Annotated in this window: 14 protein-coding genes; 9 read left to right on the top strand and 5 right to left on the bottom strand. The window is 59.2% G+C overall.

The window, feature by feature from the left end; genetic code table 11:
* Nucleotides 1–2 precede the first annotated feature (2 nt).
* Nucleotides 3–503: a DUF2505 domain-containing protein gene (locus tag WG936_RS03310; RefSeq protein ID WP_339564396.1), complete on the bottom strand. Its 501-nt coding sequence runs from the start codon at nt 501–503 to the stop codon at nt 3–5.
* A gap of 38 nt (nt 504–541) precedes the next feature.
* Here WG936_RS03310 and WG936_RS03305 point away from each other — a divergent pair, with 38 nt between their 5' ends.
* Together WG936_RS03305 and WG936_RS03300 are read left to right on the top strand one after the other, a co-directional pair.
* Nucleotides 542–1,651 (top strand): UDP-N-acetylmuramate dehydrogenase, encoded by a 1,110-nt coding sequence (locus tag WG936_RS03305; protein ID WP_445227928.1) that lies wholly within the window; start codon nt 542–544, stop codon nt 1,649–1,651.
* A gap of 30 nt (nt 1,652–1,681) precedes the next feature.
* The gene (locus WG936_RS03300) at nt 1,682–2,371 is read left to right on the top strand and encodes a metal-dependent transcriptional regulator (protein WP_339572098.1); all 690 of its coding nucleotides are present in this window, start codon (nt 1,682–1,684) and stop codon (nt 2,369–2,371) included.
* Here the strand turns inward: WG936_RS03300 and WG936_RS03295 are convergent.
* Nucleotides 2,368–2,619 carry a hypothetical protein gene (locus WG936_RS03295; protein WP_339572097.1) on the bottom strand — a complete coding sequence of 84 codons (252 nt, stop codon included), beginning with the start codon at nt 2,617–2,619 and terminating at the stop codon, nt 2,368–2,370. The genes WG936_RS03300 and WG936_RS03295 overlap by 4 nt on opposite strands.
* Before the next feature lie 130 nt (nt 2,620–2,749).
* Between WG936_RS03295 and nrdI the strand changes: the two genes are divergently transcribed.
* The 3 genes from nrdI to WG936_RS03280 are packed head-to-tail and all read left to right on the top strand — an operon-like array spanning nt 2,750 to nt 4,849.
* Nucleotides 2,750–3,235: a class Ib ribonucleoside-diphosphate reductase assembly flavoprotein NrdI gene (gene nrdI, locus WG936_RS03290; protein WP_339564392.1), complete on the top strand. Its 486-nt coding sequence runs from the start codon at nt 2,750–2,752 to the stop codon at nt 3,233–3,235.
* Nucleotides 3,235–4,233 (top strand): class 1b ribonucleoside-diphosphate reductase subunit beta, encoded by a 999-nt coding sequence (gene nrdF / locus WG936_RS03285; protein ID WP_339564391.1) that lies wholly within the window; start codon nt 3,235–3,237, stop codon nt 4,231–4,233. Before nrdI ends, nrdF begins: the two co-directional genes overlap by 1 nt.
* A gap of 28 nt (nt 4,234–4,261) precedes the next feature.
* Complete coding sequence (locus WG936_RS03280) at nt 4,262–4,849, top strand: NADPH-dependent FMN reductase (RefSeq protein WP_339564390.1); 588 nt, start codon at nt 4,262–4,264, stop codon at nt 4,847–4,849.
* Here the strand turns inward: WG936_RS03280 and WG936_RS03275 are convergent.
* Together WG936_RS03275 and WG936_RS03270 are read right to left on the bottom strand one after the other, a co-directional pair.
* Nucleotides 4,827–6,533: a long-chain-fatty-acid--CoA ligase gene (locus WG936_RS03275; protein WP_339572096.1), complete on the bottom strand. Its 1,707-nt coding sequence runs from the start codon at nt 6,531–6,533 to the stop codon at nt 4,827–4,829. The two genes, WG936_RS03280 and WG936_RS03275, sit on opposite strands and share 23 nt — an antisense overlap.
* A 109-nt stretch (nt 6,534–6,642) precedes the next feature.
* Nucleotides 6,643–8,352, bottom strand: coding sequence for a long-chain-fatty-acid--CoA ligase (locus WG936_RS03270; RefSeq protein ID WP_339572095.1), 1,710 nt, complete (start codon nt 8,350–8,352; stop codon nt 6,643–6,645).
* 111 nt (nt 8,353–8,463) lie between these two features.
* Between WG936_RS03270 and mshA the strand changes: the two genes are divergently transcribed.
* From mshA to WG936_RS03250, 4 genes are all read left to right on the top strand, one after another.
* Entirely contained in the window at nt 8,464–9,729 is a 1,266-nt protein-coding gene (gene mshA, locus WG936_RS03265) for a D-inositol-3-phosphate glycosyltransferase (protein WP_339572094.1), read from the top strand.
* Between the two features lie 77 nt (nt 9,730–9,806).
* On the top strand, nt 9,807–10,553 hold the full coding sequence (locus WG936_RS03260; protein WP_339564386.1) for a phosphoglyceromutase: 747 nt from the start codon (nt 9,807–9,809) through the stop codon (nt 10,551–10,553).
* A gap of 9 nt (nt 10,554–10,562) precedes the next feature.
* Nucleotides 10,563–11,795 carry a sensor histidine kinase gene (locus WG936_RS03255; protein WP_339572093.1) on the top strand — a complete coding sequence of 411 codons (1,233 nt, stop codon included), beginning with the start codon at nt 10,563–10,565 and terminating at the stop codon, nt 11,793–11,795.
* Entirely contained in the window at nt 11,796–12,485 is a 690-nt protein-coding gene (locus WG936_RS03250; protein ID WP_339564384.1) for a response regulator transcription factor, read from the top strand.
* Here the strand turns inward: WG936_RS03250 and WG936_RS03245 are convergent.
* Nucleotides 12,467–13,330, bottom strand: coding sequence for a hypothetical protein (locus WG936_RS03245; protein ID WP_339572092.1), 864 nt, complete (start codon nt 13,328–13,330; stop codon nt 12,467–12,469). The two genes, WG936_RS03250 and WG936_RS03245, sit on opposite strands and share 19 nt — an antisense overlap.
* Between the last annotated feature and the right edge of the window lie 18 nt (nt 13,331–13,348).

Genomic DNA, 13,348 nt, shown 5'->3' with positions numbered 1-13,348 from the left:
ACTTAAAGGTTTTCAGCGATCCACTTTTCAGTGAGGGCTGCTTCGTTGTTGAAGAAGTCAACGAGGGCCTCGGCCACCTTTGGCTCGATAGCAGGTCCCATGAACGGGATGTCCACCTTGACCTCGTTGTTGTAAGCCAGGGTGGTGGAATCGGTGCCGGAGATGGTGATGTCGCCCTTGAAGTCGACCGGGGTGCCCTTGACGTCAGCAGCATAGGAAGCCTGGGCGGTGTCGCCGATCAGCTGGCCCACCTTGATGGTGCGCTTGACCTTCAGTGCCTGAGAGATCATGGCGCGAGCTGCTTCTGGCATGAGCTCTTGTGGCAAGACCTCGAACAGGACGACCTCGATGCCTTCATCGGTCTTGTTGAACTGGTTGACCTCACCAGGTTCGGTGGAGAAGTTAGCTACGTTGTACGCCCAGTAGTCGGCGCTGGAGTAAGCTTCCAGGACTTTTGCGGGTGGAAAATTAATAGTTGCGGTGTTCTCGCTACGCTTAGCCATGGTTACAGACTACCGTTATTGGTGTGCATGACCTACTGATGACCCAGAAACTCGCCGAAATCCGCCCAGAAATCGATCGAATTGCTGGTCTTGAGCTGCGCGAAATGGAATTGCGGGAGCTGACCACGCTGCATCTAGGTGGCCGCCCACTGCTCACGGCGCGCTGTCTTAGCCAGGACGCGGCCACCGCGCTGATCGCGCTTCTCGACGCCCATTCCCTCCCGCTGCTCGTCATCGGTGGTGGATCCAACTTGGTGGTCGCCGACGGGGACCTCAACTTGGTGGCCGTGGTGTTGGCTTTCCAAGAGATCTCCAGCGAGCCAGAGACAGGGATGATCCGGGCAGAGGCAGGCGCGGTGTGGGATGACGTGGTCCTGCATGCTGTGGAAGCCGGGCTTGGTGGTATCGAGTGCCTTTCGGGGATCCCGGGTTCTGCCGGCGCCGTCCCGGTGCAGAATGTGGGTGCCTATGGCACCGAGATTTCCAGCGTGCTCACCCGAGTGAAGCTGCTCGAGCGCACCACCGGTGTGGTGGAGTGGGTTCCAGCCGAACAACTTGAGCTGGCTTACCGCTATTCCAACCTCAAGTTCACCGGCCGGGCGGTCGTGTTGGAAATCGAGCTGCGTTTGACCCCAGGCGGGATGTCCGCCCCACTGCGCTTTGGGGAGTTAGCACGCACGCTGGGTGCCAGTGAGAGTGGTGAGCGGCGTCCAGTGGCGGATGTACGCGAAGCAGTGCTTCAGCTGCGGCGTGGCAAGGGCATGGTGTTTGAGGAAAGTGACCATGACACCTGGTCGGCGGGGTCCTTCTTTACTAACCCGGCCGTCGATAATCGCGTGGCTGATTATGTTCGTCGGGTAAGTGGCGAGGCCGACATGCCGTGTTTCCCCATCGCCAACACTGATCAGTCCAAGCTTTCGGCCGCCTGGCTTATCGAGCGCGCCGGGTTCCCCAAGGGATTTCCCGGCGGTGATGCTCCGGCCACGTTGTCCACGAAGCACACCCTGGCGCTGACTAACCGTGGCTCGGCATCGGCAGCGGACCTTGCCGACCTCGCGCGCACGATTCGCGCCGGAGTGTTGGACAAATTCGGGGTGCAATTGGAGCCGGAACCAGTGTGGATTGCTATGGAGATCGACGAAGACTAGCCCCGGGTAGTGCGGTGTTAACATACATCCATGGATAAGCCTGAAAGCGTCTCAGATCTTTCTGCGAGCAGCCAGAACTATCTGAAAGCAGTGTGGGGGCTCCAGGAATGGTCTGCGGAACCGGTGACCAAGTCTGCGCTAGCTGAGTGTGTGGGAGTGAAGCTTTCCACGGCTTCCGACGCGGTCCGCAAGCTGCGTGATCAGGGGTTGCTCAACGATACTCGTTATGGGGCGGTCACCCTCACCGAGACTGGAGCTGAATTGGCCGTTGCGATGGTGCGACGGCACCGGTTAATTGAGCTGTTCCTGTGCGAAGTGTTGGATTATGAGTGGCACGAAGTGCACGATGAAGCAGAGGCGCTGGAACATGCGGTATCTGATCTCTTTGTCACGCGTATTGCAGAGCGGTTGGGTTTCCCGGAAAGAGATCCGCATGGCGATCCGATCCCGCGCGCCGATGGCTCGGTGCCTACGTTGCGTGCGGTGCGATTAAGTGAACTGGGCCCGGGCGCCGGTGGCGTCATCGAGCGGATTAGCGATGGTGATCCGGAGCTGTTGCGGCACCTCGCGGCTAGTGGGATCGTGATCAACGCTGAGCTTGAGGTGCTTGCGGGGGCGCCTTACAGTGGCACTTTTGCTATCCGGCTTGGCGACGCCTCGGAGGCGCAGCACCTCAGTGCCGGCGCAGCCAACGCGATTTGGGTAGGGGAGCGTTACTAGCGCGCGGGAGAATCCATGGGTGGCGGCCCCACGTTGAAGGCGACGTTGATGAAGTGATCAAGCTTTTCTTCCTCTTCAGCGCTGAGGAATACGTGCAGCATTCTTAGGAAACAGCGCAGGGTGGCGGCGGGATCAGGCGTGGAGGTGAGCAAGCGAAACGCTCCCACTTGATCGCCGTATCTGATCTGCTGGAACAGTGTGATGGATTCGAGCCAGGCGCTGTCTGGCGTGCCGGATGTTAGCTGCATATCTCAACCTTTTCTTTCGAAGTGGTGACGCTTGTCTTGCAAACTACGGTTCAACGTAGTTATAACTACTGTGTAGCGTAACATTAAGGTTCAATAAGCTCCAGCATGAAGAAAAGGTGGCCCACCTCAAATGAGCTCCCCCTCCTTGGTTGGTTTCCGGGATTTGACCCCAGACCAATCTCCCGAACTGGTGTATTTCTCCAGTGTCTCCGGCAATACCCACAGATTTATCCTTCGGCTCGGACGGCCCGCGGTCAGGATTCCACTGCGCCTCAAAAAGGAGCCGATGATTCGGGTCTGCCGTCCTTTCGTGCTCGTAGTCCCCACCTATGGCGGCGGAAAGCGGGCCAGTGCAGTGCCCAAGCAGGTGATCGCCTTTCTCAACGACCCTGTCAACCGCTCCTACCTGCGTGGCGTAATTACCGCCGGAAACACAAACTTCGGCGTGGACTATTGCATCGCCGGGCCGATCATCGCTGCCAAATGCCAGGTTCCCGAGCTATACCGCTTTGAACTATTAGGTACCCAGCGCGACCTTGCCCGTGTGAATCGCGGCCTCGAAGCCTTTTGGGAAAACTCCCCTAACACCCCTCAACGAGAAAGGACCCGTTCCTAATGCCCGTAACCGCAATATCACCCCCGGGATTTCGTACTACGCCGGAGGCTCGCCTGCGTCCCATCAATTGGAACCGGGTTGATGATGAAAAGGACCTCGAAGTATGGAACCGGCTCACCGCAAACTTTTGGCTCCCGGAGAAAGTTCCGTTGTCCAATGACCTTCAAGACTGGGCGCAGCTCAGCGACGTGGAGCGCAGGCAGACGATCCGGGTATTTACCGGGCTGACCATGTTGGATACCATCCAGGCGACCGTCGGTGAAGTTTCCCAAATCCAAGATGGTCTTACTGATCATGAGCAAGCGGTGTATACCAACATTGCGTTCATGCAGTCCGTGCATGCCCGGTCCTACTCTTCGGTGTTTTCCACACTCACCAGCACTCCAGAAATAGACAGCGCCTACCACTGGGCGGTGCACAATGATCTCCTGCAGCGCCGCGGCAAAATGCTCATGCAGTACTACTACGGTGCGGATTGTTTAAAGCGAAAGATCGCTACCACCTTGCTGTCTTCGCTCCTGCTCTACGCCGGCTTCTACTTGCCATTGCATTTTGCTGCGCACGGCAAGTTGATGAACACCGCCGACATGATACGGCTCATTCTGCGGGACAAGGCGGTCCATGGCTACTACTCCGGCTACAAGTTCCAGCGCGGATTGGAACAGCATGCCCCGCAGCGGCGCGCTGAACTGGAGGAATTCACCTTCGGCCTGCTGGAAGAGCTCTATGAGCTGGAGCTGAAGTATTCCGCTGAGCTGTACGAACCCCTCGGCTTAACCGCAGAGGTGGCGGTGTTTGTGCGCTATAACGCGAACAAAGCACTGATGAACCTCGGCTTCCGGGAGCGCTTCTCCGCGGAAGAAACCGAGGTGAGCCCGGAGGTGTTGGTTGCGCTTGCGCCAGGTGCCGACGAGAACCATGACTTCTTCTCTGGTTCCGGATCCTCCTACGTCATCGGTCAAGCCGAGACAACCTCCGACTCCGATTGGGACTTCTAGTACTACTGCACCAGGAAAGGTGATTAACATGCACGATTACCGGATTAGCATCGTGGTAGGAAGCCTGCGCAAGGCCTCCTATGCCCGTCGTATCGCAAGAAACGCGGTGGAGTTCTTTCCAACTAACTTCAACGCCGAGATCGTTGAGATCTCCCACTTGCCCCTTTACAACTTCGATTATGACGACCCCGAGGTGCGTGAAATCCAGCTCCCGCCGGCGTACACCGCGTTTCGGGAGACGATCAAGGCTTCTGACGGCATCCTCTTTGTCACCCCCGAGAACAACCGCACGATTCCCGCTTGCCTGAAGAACGCGGTGGATATTGGATCGAAGCCGAACGCGGACGTTGCCTGGCGGGGTAATCCGGCAGGAATCATCAGTCATTCCGTCGGTCGGATGGGTGGGTACAGTGCGCAGAAAAACCTGCGCCTGGCGCTGTCCTATTTTGACATGCCGCTGCCGGGGCAGCCTGAGGTATTCCTAGGCCGCTCCCCAGAGCTTTTCGACGCCGACGGCCGGCTTAGCGGTACCGGCACCGCCGATTTTGTGCGTGACTATATCGAACGCTTTGCGGCGGTGGTGGCTGAAGTGGTCACAAGCCGTAACGCTGAATAAGCTGCTCTCGTACTTCGCGACGGCGAATCTTGCCCATCTGATCCTGTGGCAGGTCCTCGAAGTGGTAGAACACGCGAGGTACCTTGTAGCGGGTCAGCTGGGTACGGCAGAAGGTCTTGAGAGCTTCTGGATCCATAGCTGCGCCCTCGACCAGGGTGATCGCTGCGCACACGTTTTCGGAGCCGTCCTTGCGGGGGATGCCGACAACGGCGCAACCAGCTACGTCTGGGTGACTGTTGAGTACTTCCTCCACCTCTACCGGGTAGACGTTGAAGCCGCCGGTGATGATGACTTCCTTGATGCGGGCAACGATCTTGATGAAGCCATCGGGTTCCATGACGCCGACATCGCCGGTGCGGTACCAGCCGTTGTGGAAGGACTCGGCAGTGGACTCTGGCTGGTTGAGGTAGCCGGGGAAGACCTGCGGCCCCTTGACAAGCAGCTCGCCTTCTTGCCCATCGGGCCGGGTCTCATCCAGGTTATCGGGGTTGGCAATGCGAATGTCGGTATCCGGGAACGGCAAACCGATGTAGCCGGGGCGGCGTCGGCCGTCCATCGGGTTGCCTACGAGGATGGGGGAACACTCGGTGAGTCCGTAGCCTTCTACGAGGCGACCGCCGGTGATCTTCTCCCAACGTTCCACAATGTCTGCCGGGAGGGCTGAAGCGCCGGAGAAGGAGTTGCGCACGCTGGTGATGTCCACCTGGGACTCCTCGGCGATTTCCGCGATCTTCTCATAGAGAGTTGGCACGCCGGGCAGGAAGGTAGGGGAGTTCTTGCGCATGTTCTTCATGATCAGCTTCATGTCTGGAGCTGGGAGCAGGATGAGTTCTGCGCCGCAGTGGATGCCGATCAAGATGCATGTGGTCAGGCCATAGGCATGGAACATCGGCAGTGCGGAGAGGAATCTCTCCTTGCCGTCGCCAAGCCCTGGAACCCACGCCATCGCTTGCTCGAGGTTCGCATGCAGATTCCCGTGTGTGAGCTGGGCACCCTTGGGTGCGCCAGTGGTGCCGGAGGTGTAGAGGATGAGGGCGATGGAATCCTTGGTCACAGTAGTGGAATGTTCCAAACCATGGCCATCTCCACCAATGGCGGTACCAATGAGCAGTTCCCAAGGCACGGTGTTTGGGGCCTCTCCACTCAGTTTGGCGCGGGCCTTGCGGATAGCAGGGAGGGGAAGACGCAACGCAGCCTGCTGTAGCGAAGGCATCGCCTCGATCATGTTGACCGAAATGATCGTCTCCAGGGCGGTCTTATCCCGCAGATCTTCGAGCATAGGGGAGGCCTTGTCCCAGCAGATCGCTATCCGGGCGCCGTGGTCATTGAAGGGGTGCTCCAACTCGTGCGCTGTGTAGAGCGGATTGTGCTCGACCACGGTTGCGCCCAACTTCAGAATGGCAAAGAACGCCGCGACATGCTGGGGGCAGTTGGGCAGCAGGATGGCGACGCGGTCGCCGGGGCGCACGCCGAAAGCTTTCAATCCGGCGGCGGCGCGGCGGACTTGACGGTCCAACTCCGCATAGGTCAGGGAACGGCCGAAGAAGTCAATGGCAACGCGGTCGGCGTGTTCTGCCAGCGTGTTGTCGTAGGAATCGAGCAGCGTTGCATCCCCGAAGTCGAGGTGTTTCGGTGTCCATTCTGCGTACTGCTCCAGCCAGGCCTTGGTCTCAAACGCTGACATTTCTTCGCTCCTAGAATCACAATGATACTTTTATGCTAAAAATTGTATCCTGTTTCAGGTTGGAGCTTAGTATCGGCCAGCGTCGTCGATAAGCGTGCGGCTGCGCAGGTTAGGCGTCGCCATGCCGGGAGATGAGCTGTTCCTGCACCTCACGGCGACGCACCTTGCCCATTTGATCCGTCGGAAGCTCCTCGAAGTGGTAGAAGCGCCGCGGAACCTTGTAGCGGGTCAGCTGCTCGCGACAGTACGTTTTCAGACCTTCCGGATCCAGCGCCGCGCCCTCGGCAAGAGTGATTGCGGCACACACCGATTCCGAGCCGTCCTTGCGCGGCAAACCAACCACGGCGCATTCCTTTACGTCGGGGTGTTCCAGGAGGACTTCCTCAACTTCGCCCGGATAGACATTGAAGCCACCCGTGATGATGACCTCCTTCAAGCGTGCGACGAGGCGAATGAAGCCATCTTCCTCCATGATGCCGATGTCGCCGGTGCGGTACCAGCCATTGTGGAAGGAGGCCGCGGTAGCCTCCGGCTGGTTCAAATAGCCCTGGAAGACCTGTGGGCCCTTTGCGAGCAACTCGCCTTCTTGCCCATCGGGCCGGGTCTCATCCAAGTTGTCTGGGTTGGCGATGCGGATCTCAGTGTCAGGGAACGGCACACCGATGTATCCCGGGCGACGGTTGCCGTCCATGGGATTGCCCACCAGAATCGGGGAACACTCGGTCAGCCCGTAGCCTTCCACCAAGCGGCCTCCGGTAAGTTTCTCCCAACGCTCCACGGTAGCTACTGGCAGTGAAGAGGCCCCCGAGAAAGAGGCTCGGACGCTGGAGATATCCACCCCATTTTCTTCTGCGGCCTCGATGATCTTCTCGTACAGCGCAGGAACACCTGGAATCCACGTTGGGCGGTTCTTCTTCAGAACCTTCATGATCAGGTTCATGTCTGGCGAAGGCAGCAGTATTATCTCGGCGCCACAATAGACCCCCTCGAGTCCAACCATGGTCATACCGTAAGCGTGGAACATCGGAAGCGCCGCCAGGAAGACCTCCTTGTGATTGCCGAGTTCCGGAACCCATACCTTGCCCTGGCGCATGTTTGCCACCATGTTGCCGTGGCTCAGTTGCGCTCCCTTAGGTGCGCCCGTGGTTCCAGAGGTGTACAGAATCAGCGCAATAGTGTCTTTAGTTAGCTCGGGATCAGTCTCAAGGTCGGAACCATCGCCACCGATGGCGGAGCCGAGAAGCACTTCCCACGGCACGGTATTCGGTGCCTCACCACTGAGCTTGGCGCGCGATTTGCGCAGCATAGGGATAGGTAGCCGCAATGCCGCCTGCTGTAGCGTGGGCATCGCCTCGATCATGTTGACCGAGATTACGGTCTCCAGCGCGGTTGAAGCGCGCAGCTTTTCGAGCATCGGTGCTGCCTTGTCCCAGCAGATCGCTACCCGTGCGCCGTGATCCTGGAAAGGGTGCTCCAGCTCGTGCGCCGTGTACAGCGGATTGTGTTCCACCACAGTCGCACCGAGCTTCAAAATCGCGTAGAAGGCGATGAGGTGTTGTGGGCAGTTCGGCAGCAGGATGGCCACGCGGTCGCCGGGGCGCACCCCAAATGCGCGTAAACCAGCTGCTGCTCGGCGCACCTGCCGGTCCATTTCAGCGTAGGTGTGACGACGCCCGAAAAAGTTTAAAGCCGGGTCGTCTGCGTGGTCCTTCAAGTTGTTGTCGTAGGCGTCGATGATGGTCATGTCGCCGTAGTCCAGGTGGTGCGGGGTCCACTCCGGGTAATGATCGAGCCAGGCCTTGGTTTCGAAAGCAGACATGGTACCTCTCTTTATAGCCGTCAATCGCCAGATTGCTCACAGGATTGGTTTAAGTCATCAGTCTAACCACTCCGCTCAGTCGCGGGGCAGGTGGGCGACTAAGATGGGCCCATGCGTATTGCGATGATTTCGATGCATACTTCTCCGCTGCAGCAGCCTGGGCAGGGCGATGCTGGGGGCATGAATGTTTACGTGCTCAACTCCGCCTGCAAGCTCGCCGAACAGGGGATTGACGTGGACGTGTACACGCGTGCAACCCGTCCCAGCCAAGGGGAGGTTATCCAGCTCTCTGAGCGGCTGCGGGTGATCAATATCGTCGCTGGCCCCTATGAAGGGCTCAGTAAGGAGGAGCTGCCCACGCAGCTCGCTGCCTTCGCAGGCGGCATCCTTGTCTTCGCTCGTTGCAATGACGTGAGCTATGACTTGGTGCACTCCCACTATTGGCTCTCTGGCCAGGTGGGATGGTTGCTCCGCGATGTGTGGCGAATTCCGCTGGTGCACACCTCGCATACCTTGGCTGCGGTGAAGAACGCTCATCGTAGTGCGCACGACTCCGTCGAATCCGAGTCTCGACGCATCTGCGAGCAGCAGATAGCGGACAACGCTGACCGCTTGGTGGTCAACACCTTGGAGGAGAGCAAGGACCTCATCGTGCATTATGACGTCGATGAGGACAAGGTGGCGGTGGTCGCGCCGGGAGTGGATGTAGATCTGTTCAATCCGGGCAATGATCGGGCCACGGAACGTTCCCGCCGCCACCTGGGCATTCCGATCCATACCAAGGTCATTGCCTTCGTCGGTCGGCTGCAGGTGTTCAAGGGGCCAGATGTGCTGATTCGTGCCGTCGCAGAGCTGGTGCGCAGGAACCCGGACCGGGACTTCTTGGTGATTGTGTGCGGCGGGCCCTCCGGGGCGTCGACCAGCACAAACACTTACCGCGACTTGGCGCAGCAGCTGGGGGTATCCCGCTTCGTGCGCTTCCTGCCTCCGCGGCCCCCGGAGGAACTTGTCAGCATTTATCGTGCGGCGGACGTGATTGCCATGCCAAGCTACAACGAGTCCTTCGGTTTGGTGGCGATGGAGGCCCAAGCTACTGGAACCCCCGTCGTTGCGGCGCGGGTCGGTGGGCTGCCGATCGCTGTCGCAGAGGGGGAGAGCGGCGTGCTTGTCGACGGCCATGATCCGGAAGACTGGGCGGACACCCTTGCCGCAGTGCTCGATGACGACGAAGCTCGCATCCGCATGTCCGAAGAAGCAGTAGACCACGCGGCGCAGTTCTCCTGGACGGCAACGGCGGAACGCCTCACCGGCGTATACAACGATGTGCTCACCGATTCGATCCATGGCTGTTATGACCGGCACCCAGAGGGCTCATAACCCTGCCTGTTCGCTGCAGCGCAACTAGGAGGGGTAATAGTCAGCGCAGCAGAGCGAACGCTGGCAAGATAGAACCCATGACTACTGGAAAGCTAATTTTGCTGCGACATGGCCAAAGTGAGTGGAACGCTTCTAACCAGTTCACTGGCTGGGTCGACGTCAACTTGACTGAAAAAGGCGAAGCCGAGGCTAAGCGTGGCGGCCAAATGCTCAAGGAGCAGGGCATTCTTCCCGACGTGTTGTACACCTCCCTGCTGCGTCGTGCGATCCGCACTGCCAATATCGCCCTCAACGAGGCCGACCGCCACTGGATCCCAGTGGTGCGCGACTGGCGCCTGAACGAGCGTCATTATGGTGCACTGCAGGGCTTGAATAAGGCAGAAACCAAGGAAAAGTACGGCGAGGAGCAGTTCATGGCGTGGCGTCGTTCTTACGACACTCCACCACCAGAGCTCGCCGAAGACTCCGAGTACTCCCAGGTCGGCGACGTTCGTTACGCAAACCTGGACAAGGTTCCTAATACCGAGTGCCTGCTCGATGTGGTCAAGCGCTTCGTCCCTTACTACGAGGAAGAAATCCTGCCACGCGCCAAGAAGGGCGAGAACGTACTGATTGCAGCACACGGAAACTCCCTGCGCGCACTGGTCAAGCACCTGGATGGCATTTCTGATGAGGACATCGCAGGCCTGAACATTCCAACCGGTATCCCGCTGGTCTACGAGTTGGATGAAAACGGCACCGTCCTCAATCCTGGTGGCACGTACCTGGATCCAGAGGCTGCGGCCGCGGGTGCTGCCGCTGTGGCAGCACAGGGTGGCAAGTAGCCCACTTTAATGTCGGTTGTGCTGGGATTCATAGCGGGCGTGGCGTGTGCTGCGCTCGCTTTTCCTGCTGCCGATTTTCTGAAGCGGCGTTATCGTCGGCACAAGGTGGCCAGTACTTTGTCCACGAACCAGGTCACCACGGTCAGCCAGGTGCTGCACTTGGCAGTGCAGGGCGCCCCGACGGGCATCGTGGTGGTGGATCGACATGGCGAGGTCATCTTGTCCAATGGCAAGGCGCATGACATGGGCATTGTCCATGAGCGAACTGTCAATGAACAGGTGTGGTCGGTCACGCAAGAGGTCTTTGAGGACCAGGAGACTCGCACTCTGGATTTGAAAAGCCCGAAGCGACGCACCGGCTCACGGGTCACAGCCGTTCAGGCAGTGATCCAGCCACTCACCCTGGTTGACCTGCGCTACAACGTGATCTATTCCACCGACGAATCTGAAAACGTGCGCATGGAGTCCGCTCGCCGTGACTTCGTGGCTAACGTCTCGCACGAGCTGAAGACCCCCGTCGGTGGCATGGCGCTGCTAGCCGAGGCGCTGCTGGAATCCAGCGACGACCAAGAATCGGTTGAGTATTTTGGCACCCGCCTGCAACGTGAAGCGCACCGCATGGCCGACATGATCAATGAGCTGATCTCCCTCTCGAAGCTGCAGGGCGCCGAAGCTCTGCCCGATATGGAGCCAGTGCTTGTCGACGACGTGGTTCGCGACGCGATTGCCCGTACTCAGCTCGCCGCCGATAACGCTGACATTCGGATTACCGCGGGCCGGCCGTCTGGTGTTTTTGTTAACGGCGATCAGTCGCTTCTCGTTACCGCGGTGGCGAATCTGATCAGTAACGCCATCAATTACTCGCCCAATTCCACCCCGGTCACAGTGTCACAAAAGATTACGGGAGACGGCACAGTCCTGGTCAGGGTGACTGATCGGGGCATTGGCATCAGCAGCGAGGATCAGGCGCGCGTCTTTGAGCGCTTCTTCCGCGTGGATAAAGCACGTTCGCGTAGCACCGGTGGCACCGGCCTGGGCCTGGCTATTGTCAAGCATGTGGCTGCGAATCACGGTGGCGCGATCAAACTCTGGTCCAGGCTCGGAACTGGCTCAACGTTCACACTTGAATTACCCATCTATGATCCCAATTCTGAAGGTCCGCAGACTCCAGAATTAGCTCCGGAAATTCCCTCTGCACGGCATGGCCGCGTACTCGCACGCGGTGAAAGGACGAAAGCTTAAATGACTAGCATTTTGATCGTTGAAGACGAAGAGTCTTTGGCTGACCCACTTGCGTTTTTGCTTCGCAAAGAAGGCTTCGCCACCACTTGGGCACCGGATGGACAGGCCGCTCTGGTGGAGTTCGAGCGGGGCGAGTTCGACATCGTCTTGCTGGACCTCATGCTTCCCGGCATGTCCGGCACCGATGTTTGCAAGCAGATCCGTAGCGTTTCCGCGGTGCCAATCATCATGGTCACTGCCCGCGACTCGGAGATCGACAAGGTAGTCGGACTGGAACTCGGTGCGGATGACTACGTCACCAAGCCCTACTCCTCCCGCGAATTGATCGCCCGTATCCGTGCAGTGCTGCGTCGCGGTGGCGAGGCAGACTACAACGAGATTGACGAAAGCCAGATCCTCGAGGGCGGACGCGTACGCATGGATGTGGAACGCCACATCGTTACTGTTGCTGGCCAGCAGGTATCCATGCCACTGAAGGAATTCGATCTCTTGGAGTACCTGCTGCGCAACACCGGTCGGGTGCTGACCCGGGGGCAACTCATCGATCGCGTTTGGGGCGCTGACTATGTCGGAGACACCAAAACCCTCGACGTCCATGTGAAGCGCCTGCGCTCCAAAATTGAAGAGGAACCCTCGCGGCCACGCTACCTAGTCACGGTCCGCGGCTTGGGCTACAAGTTCGAAGCCTGAGCGGCAACCGACGCTGGGTGGGGTGCCAGCCGAGCGCCAACCTCCGCCCGGCGCTGACAATAGGCAGCGAGCTTCTCATAAGGAGCGTCGCCCATCAAGGCGCGCAGCTCGGCTTCATTGGTGCGCCAGATCGGTTGCGTTGCGGTGTGGCAACCAGGTGCGGTGGTGCAGTACCAATCAAAGTCTTCGCCACCATTGCCCCAGCCGCGCCGGTTGTACTCGGTGATGGTGGTGCGCAGAATCTCCACACCGTCAGGGCGGTCCTCGTAGGCCTCCAGCCTGCGTAATGGCAGCTGCCAGCACACTTCCGGCTTCACCACTGTCAGGTCTTCGCCTTCGGCGACGGCCCATTGATGCAACGCGCACCCGGCGCCGGTGGGCCAGCCGGGGCGATTGGCGAAGATGCATGCGCCGTCGACAAGCACCGTTTTGAGGGCGGGTTCTGGGGTGCCATCATCGCCGTCTAGTTCGTCCCATTCCAGCCAGGGTTCGAGATCGCCGCCGTCGATGTCGGCGGGGCGCAGTTGCCAGTATTTCGGAGGCATGCGGTTCACGGCGTCGACAAGCTGGGCCCGGTCGGTGTCGTCGGAGAGGAAGGCGCCGTGACCGCAACAGCCGAGCGAGGGGTTTTCGGCGTCAATGCCCTTGCAGGCGGCGGTGCCGAAGCCACAATTCCAGTAGGACTCCAGCCACGTCAGATCGATGGTGAACTGGTGTAATGGGTCTTCCGGGCTGGTGAATTCGTACCATTCCCGCTCGAAGTCTGGGGGGAGCTCATCGCCGCGGTTGATGGCAGCGGCGGCGCAGGAGTCTTCAGGAAAACCGAGAAAAACGGGGGGATTCACACTTTTAGAGGGTAGACC

Origin of the sequence: Corynebacterium sp. H127 (assembly GCF_037482665.1) — a bacterium.
Lineage (GTDB): Bacteria > Actinomycetota > Actinomycetes > Mycobacteriales > Mycobacteriaceae > Corynebacterium.
The sequence above is the reverse complement of the archived record's forward strand: the minus strand, read 5'-3'. Positions and strand labels throughout refer to the sequence as shown.

Excerpts from the sequence above, each read along its gene's own strand:
- WG936_RS03300 (WP_339572098.1), top strand. The coding sequence starts at position 1,682 with ATGGATAAGCCTGAAAGCGTCTCAGATCTTTCTGCGAGCAGCCAGAAC.
- nrdI (WP_339564392.1), top strand. The coding sequence starts at position 2,750 with ATGAGCTCCCCCTCCTTGGTTGGTTTCCGGGATTTGACCCCAGACCAA.
- WG936_RS03250 (WP_339564384.1), top strand. The coding sequence starts at position 11,796 with ATGACTAGCATTTTGATCGTTGAAGACGAAGAGTCTTTGGCTGACCCA.
- mshA (WP_339572094.1), top strand. The coding sequence starts at position 8,464 with ATGCGTATTGCGATGATTTCGATGCATACTTCTCCGCTGCAGCAGCCT.
- WG936_RS03270 (WP_339572095.1), bottom strand. The coding sequence starts at position 8,352 with ATGTCTGCTTTCGAAACCAAGGCCTGGCTCGATCATTACCCGGAGTGG.
- WG936_RS03275 (WP_339572096.1), bottom strand. The coding sequence starts at position 6,533 with ATGTCAGCGTTTGAGACCAAGGCCTGGCTGGAGCAGTACGCAGAATGG.
- WG936_RS03305 (WP_445227928.1), top strand. The coding sequence starts at position 542 with ATGACCCAGAAACTCGCCGAAATCCGCCCAGAAATCGATCGAATTGCT.
- WG936_RS03310 (WP_339564396.1), bottom strand. The coding sequence starts at position 503 with ATGGCTAAGCGTAGCGAGAACACCGCAACTATTAATTTTCCACCCGCA.
- WG936_RS03255 (WP_339572093.1), top strand. The coding sequence starts at position 10,563 with ATGTCGGTTGTGCTGGGATTCATAGCGGGCGTGGCGTGTGCTGCGCTC.
- WG936_RS03260 (WP_339564386.1), top strand. The coding sequence starts at position 9,807 with ATGACTACTGGAAAGCTAATTTTGCTGCGACATGGCCAAAGTGAGTGG.
- WG936_RS03295 (WP_339572097.1), bottom strand. The coding sequence starts at position 2,619 with ATGCAGCTAACATCCGGCACGCCAGACAGCGCCTGGCTCGAATCCATC.
- nrdF (WP_339564391.1), top strand. The coding sequence starts at position 3,235 with ATGCCCGTAACCGCAATATCACCCCCGGGATTTCGTACTACGCCGGAG.
- WG936_RS03280 (WP_339564390.1), top strand. The coding sequence starts at position 4,262 with ATGCACGATTACCGGATTAGCATCGTGGTAGGAAGCCTGCGCAAGGCC.